Genomic DNA, 4,597 nt, shown 5'->3' with positions numbered 1-4,597 from the left:
GCCTCCCCCGGCGACGAGGCCGGGGGTCGGCGCGGCGTACGGGTTGCGGCACACCCCAGGCCGCGCGCGGCCGCTGAGAGAGGAAGCGCGAATGACGGACACCCCCGTGAAACCGCGCGGGCGTCGGCCGGGCGGCGCCGACACCCGCGGCACGATCTGCCGGGCCGCACTCACCCTGTTCTCCACGATCGGCTACGACAAGGTGTCGCTGCGGGCGATCGCCCGGGAGGCGGACGTCGACCCCGCCCTGATTCACCATTATTTCTCCAGTAAGTCCGATCTGTTCGCCGAGACCGTGCTGGACATCCCGCTGGAGGCCGAGCGACTGGTCGAGCGGGTGCTGGCCGGGCCGCGGGAGCAGATCGGACGCGCCGCCGTGGCCGCCTTCCTGGAGGCCTACGACGGAACCGACGGTGGCCGGGAGCGATTCACCGCGATGCTGCGCTCCGCGGTCGCCGGCGACATCGTGCAGCGTCCGCTGAGCGAGTTCATGTCCAAGGAGGTCTTCGGCGCGATCGCCGAACGACTGGGCCACGACAACTTCCGGCTGCGGGCCCAGCTCGCGGTCAGCCTGGTCCTCGGCCTGACCCTGTGCCGCTACATCCTGCACCTGCAGACCCTGGCGACCGCCACCGATCAGGCGATCATCGACGGCCTCGGGCAGGCCATGCAGGAGATTCTCGTCGAGGACTGGTGAGCCGGCGATTCGGCACCTCGGTAGGCTGGGGCCCGCGCGGATTCAGGAGGACGATGAGCTGGCCAGCACCAACCGGTGAGCCGGTGGGCCCCGAGCAGGGCTCCCCCACCCCGCCGTACCCGGCACCGCCCGCAGCGGGCGGCCCTTCGGGCTGGAACGGCACTCCCACCAGCAGCCCGCAGCCGACGACCGCACCGCCCCCACCGGGAGCGACACCGTTCGGCGCCGGGACGCCGCCGCAGGCGGTGGCCGTCGCCCACGGCGGGATCGACACCCTGGCGCCGACGGCGTCCGGCCCGGAGCCACTCGCCCCACTCAGCCGACGGACCGGCCGGCCGGTCCGGCCCTGGACGATCTGGCTGTCCGCGGTGCTGCTGTTCGCCGGCGCCGGGGTGGCGGTCGCCGGACTGGGCATCGCGATGTGGCAGATGGCCTCCCCCTGGCAGGAGGTCGGGCCCGGCGAGTGGAACAAGATCGACAAATTCAACGAGGCCACCTGGCTCACCGCCCAGTTCCCGTCCGAGCCGGGCAGCGGGATGCGGGTGTTGTTCGCCATCCTGTGCTGCCTGATCGCGGTGCTGGTCGCGGGCACCGCCACGGCGGTCGGCTACTACGCCTTCGCCGGCTACCGCTGGACCCGGATCGGCGCTCTGGTCGCGCTCGCCGTCTCGGCGCTCTCGCTGCTGCTGACCCCGATCGCGTCCCTCTCGATCGGGCTGGTCGCGCTGGGCGCCGCCCCGTTGTGGCTGCCGCCGACCCGACGGTTCGTCGCCCGCTGGCAGCTGATCCGGCATCCGCAGGTGGCCTACTCCGCACCGATCGACCAGGTCTTCTACGGCCCGTTGCCGCGGTACCGCTGACCGTCCGCATCCGGCCGGCCCGTCCCGCTCACGCGCACGCTGATGCCGCGGGGACGCGTCCGATCGGGCTCCGGTCGAGTGCGTGCTGGCTACGATGAATGCATGCACTGCGGCGTCCCTGGGCGAGCCTGATGACGGGCCTGCTGATCGCCGGCACCAGCTCGGACGCCGGCAAATCGCTGATCACCGCCGGACTGTGCCGCTGCCTGCATCGGCGCGGTATCGCGGTGGCCCCGTTCAAGGCGCAGAACATGTCGAACAACTCGATGGTCTGCCCGGACGGCTCCGAGATCGGACGCGCCCAGTATCTGCAGGCCCAGGCCGCCCGGGTCGAGCCGACCTCGGCGATGAACCCGGTGCTGCTCAAACCGGGCACCGACCGGCGTTCGTTCATCGTGCTGCGCGGTGAGCCGTCCGGAACCCTGGAGGCCGGCGAGTACGCCACCGGACGCGCCCGGCTGGCCGAGGCGGCCTTCGCCGCCTACGCCGAGCTGGCGTCCGGCCACGACATCGTGCTGTGCGAGGGCGCCGGTTCCCCGGCGGAGATCAACCTGCGCCGCGGCGACTACGTGAACTTCGGCCTGGCCAGGCGTTTCGACCTACCGGTCGTGCTCTGCGGGGACATCGACCGGGGCGGTGTGCTGGCCGCGATCTTCGGCACCTGGGCGATCGTGGACGACGCCGACCGGGCCCTGCTGGCCGGCTACCTGATCAACAAATTTCGCGGCGACCAGTCGGTGCTCGACCCGGGGCTGAGCGAGCTGACCCGGCGCACCGGGCTGCCCTGCCACGGGGTGCTGCCCTGGCTGCCGGAGGTCTGGCTGGACGGCGAGGACGCCCTCGCCTTCGCCCACTGGCCGCGGATCCCGGGCGCGTCCGGGACGCTGCGGGTGGCGGCGGTGCGGTTCCCGCGGATCTCCAACGCCACCGATCTGGACGCCCTGGCCGCCGAGCCCGGCCTGGACGTGATCGCCACCACGTCCCCGGCCGAGGTGGCCGACGCCGACCTGGTGGTGCTGCCGGGCAGCCGCTCGACGCTGGCCGACCTGGCCTGGCTGCGGGATCGCGGGCTGGCCGACGCGGTCGCCGCGCGGGCCCGGGCCGGACGTCCGGTGCTGGGCATCTGCGGCGGCTACCAGATGCTGGCCCAGGTCGTCGACGATCCGGTGGAGTCGGCGCGCGGCAGCGAGCCCGGGCTGGGGCTGCTGCCCACCCGGGTGCGGTTCGGCGCCGACAAGGTGCTGGGCCGGCCGACCGGCGAGTGGCGGGGGCACCCGGTCGAGGGTTACGAGATCCATCACGGCATCGTGGACGCCGCCGGCGGCGAACCGTTCCTGGACGGCGTCCGGCAGGGCAGCGTCTGGGGCACGATCTGGCACGGCACCTTCGAGAACGACGGCTTCCGGCGGGCCTGGCTGAGCGAGGTCGCCGCGGCGTCCAGATCGTCCTGGACGCCGGCCCCGGACGCGCTCGGCTTCCGGGAGCGCCGGGAACGCATGCTGGAGACCCTCGCCGACGCCCTGGAGGAACACCTCGACGTCGAGGCCCTGATCGGCCTGGCCCGATAGAACCCGTGCCGCGCCGGACCGACCGGACGAACCGGGAACCCGGGCCCAGGGGCCAGGGGCCAGGGGCCAGGGTTCAGTCGACCGCGAGGAACATGGCGGCCATCCCCACCGCCATCGCGGCGTGACTCAGGTGGACGACGCGTCCTCGCGGCGAGCGCACCGTGCGGAGCAGCCACCACAGCGCACACCCGGCCAGCAGCAGGACGGGCAGCAGCGCAGCGGCCAGCGCACCGATCGGCCCCGCACCGGTCATCGCCGGGCCGGCCCCGCCATGACCGTGGCCACCGGTCCCGGCCGCCGACAAGGCCATCTGCAGCAGCATCCAGGCCATCGCCGCGTTCATCGCCAGGTGGGTGGCGTTGTCCACCCGGGTCGCGGCACGGTGGGCGGTGATGGTCGCGGCGCCACTGCCGCCGGCGAAGCCGAGGAAGACGAACAGCTGCAGCACGGTGGCCGGGATTCCGGCGGGCCACCAGCACATCGCGATCATGGCCAGGCCCATCAGCGCATGGTTCAGGTGCGGGAACAACTCCTCGACCCGGCCGCGATGGGTCGCCCACCGCCCGGCGGCGATCATGGAGTAGCCGGCGACCACCGCGAAGAGCGTGGTCAGCACGACCCCCCAGGCCCCGGTCAGCAACGCCGTGCCTACCCGGCGGCGGGCGGGACGACCCGGGTCCGCCGAGGCTCGAAGCTGCGCAGCCGCAGGCTGTTGCCGACGACGAAGAGCGACGAGAAGGACATCGCGAAGCCGGCGATCAGCGGATTCAACCAGCCGGACGCCGCCAGCGGAATGGCGGCGACGTTGTAGCCGAACGCCCAGATCAGATTGCCGTGGATGGTGTGCAGGGTCTGCTTGGACAGCTGGACGGCGTCGGCGATCACCTCCAGGTTCCGGCGCACCAGGACGACGTCGGCGGAGCGCATGGCCAGGTCGGTGCCGTTCACCACCGCCATGCCGAGATCGGCGGTGGCCAGCGCGGCGGCATCGTTGATGCCGTCGCCCACCATCGCCACCCGCTCCCCGTCTGCCTGCAGGGCCTCGATCGCGGCGGCCTTCTGGGTGGGCAGCACGCCGGCGATCACCGAGTCGATGCCCAGCCGGCGGGCGATCTCCCGGGCCGGGGCATCGGCGTCCCCGGTCAGCAGCACGGTGCTCAGCCCCAGGTCGCGCAGGGCCGCGACGCCGGCGGCGGCGGAGTCGTTCAGGGTGTCGCTGAGCCGGAATCCGCCGATCACCCGCCGGTCGGCGCTGACCAGGATGCTCGCCCGGCCGCTGCTCGCCGCGGCGTCGGTGAACCGGACGGCGGCGTCCGGCAGCGCCAGGCCCTGCTCGGTGAACCAGGCCGGGCTGCCGACCTGCACCGTCCGCGAGCCGACGACGGCGCCGATCCCGCGGCCCGCGTACACCTCGATCTCGGACGCCGTGACCGGCCCGAGCTGCTCCGCCGCGGCGGCCCGGCCGGCGTCGG

5 protein-coding genes are annotated in these 4,597 nt (G+C 73.4%); 3 read left to right on the top strand and 2 right to left on the bottom strand.

Annotated elements, in window-relative coordinates; translation table 11 throughout:
- The first annotated feature begins 91 nt into the window (after positions 1 to 91).
- The 3 genes from QM582_RS15675 to QM582_RS15665 all read left to right on the top strand — a co-directional run bounded on the left by QM582_RS15675 (position 92) and on the right by QM582_RS15665 (position 3,125).
- Complete coding sequence (locus QM582_RS15675) at positions 92 to 697, top strand: TetR family transcriptional regulator (protein ID WP_415085936.1); 606 nt, start codon at positions 92 to 94, stop codon at positions 695 to 697.
- Positions 698 to 750: 53 nt separating this feature from the next.
- Positions 751 to 1,557 (top strand): hypothetical protein, encoded by an 807-nt coding sequence (locus tag QM582_RS15670; RefSeq protein WP_415085935.1) that lies wholly within the window; start codon positions 751 to 753, stop codon positions 1,555 to 1,557.
- Positions 1,558 to 1,688: 131 nt separating this feature from the next.
- Positions 1,689 to 3,125: a cobyric acid synthase gene (locus QM582_RS15665; protein ID WP_415085934.1), complete on the top strand. Its 1,437-nt coding sequence runs from the start codon at positions 1,689 to 1,691 to the stop codon at positions 3,123 to 3,125.
- 73 nt (positions 3,126 to 3,198) lie between these two features.
- Here QM582_RS15665 and QM582_RS15660 read toward each other — a convergent pair whose 3' ends face one another.
- Both QM582_RS15660 and QM582_RS15655 read right to left on the bottom strand, forming a co-directional pair.
- Complete coding sequence (locus tag QM582_RS15660) at positions 3,199 to 3,765, bottom strand: DUF5134 domain-containing protein (protein ID WP_415085932.1); 567 nt, start codon at positions 3,763 to 3,765, stop codon at positions 3,199 to 3,201.
- Between the two features lie 8 nt (positions 3,766 to 3,773).
- Positions 3,774 to 4,597: heavy metal translocating P-type ATPase (locus QM582_RS15655; RefSeq protein WP_415085930.1), on the bottom strand; the 824-nt coding region annotated here is incomplete at its 5' end.

Source organism: Micropruina sp. (assembly GCF_047607385.1).
Classification (GTDB): domain Bacteria; phylum Actinomycetota; class Actinomycetes; order Propionibacteriales; family Propionibacteriaceae; genus Micropruina.
Note: the sequence above shows the minus strand (reverse complement) of the source record. Positions and strands in the feature narration are given on the sequence as shown.

Bases quoted from the DNA above. Each gene is read 5' to 3' on its own strand.
- QM582_RS15675 (WP_415085936.1), top strand. From the start codon at position 92: ATGACGGACACCCCCGTGAAACCGCGCGGGCGTCGGCCGGGCGGCGCC.
- QM582_RS15670 (WP_415085935.1), top strand. From the start codon at position 751: ATGAGCTGGCCAGCACCAACCGGTGAGCCGGTGGGCCCCGAGCAGGGC.
- QM582_RS15665 (WP_415085934.1), top strand. From the start codon at position 1,689: ATGACGGGCCTGCTGATCGCCGGCACCAGCTCGGACGCCGGCAAATCG.